Here is a 369-nt window from a genome sequence, read left to right on the forward strand (position 1 = left end):
ATTCTGGCGCTCGTCAAAAGCTACGGCGCCGAACGCCTCGACGCAGCCTGCCGGAGGGGCATCCTCATCAAGGCGCGCTCCGTCGCCTCGATTAGATCGATCCTCCAGAACGGCCTCGATCGCACGTTCTTCGACGAATCTTTCGAGCACCAGCCCCTGCGCCACGGCAACATCCGCGGACGCGACTACTTCCACTGAAGCAAGGAGAGACCCGGCATGCTTAACCACCCAACCCACGAACGGCTGATCGAGCTTGGCCTGACCGGAATGGCCAAGGCCTTCGAGGAGCAGCGCCGATCGCCCGATCTCGAAGCCCTGCCGTTCGAAGATCGCATCGGCCTGTTGGTCGACCGCGAAGCCGCCGAACGC

Annotated in this window: 2 pseudogenes; both read left to right on the forward strand. The window is 63.4% G+C overall.

The window, feature by feature from the left end:
- Positions 1–198: pseudogene (locus QJT78_RS52305) on the forward strand (IS21 family transposase); the annotation flags it as partial.
- 18 nt (positions 199–216) lie between these two features.
- Positions 217–369 (forward strand): annotated as a pseudogene (locus QJT78_RS52310) (IS21-like element ISFK1 family helper ATPase IstB); the annotation flags it as partial.

It is taken from the genome of Bradyrhizobium sp. Mp27 (assembly GCF_029953005.1).
Lineage (GTDB): Bacteria > Pseudomonadota > Alphaproteobacteria > Rhizobiales > Xanthobacteraceae > Bradyrhizobium > Bradyrhizobium barranii.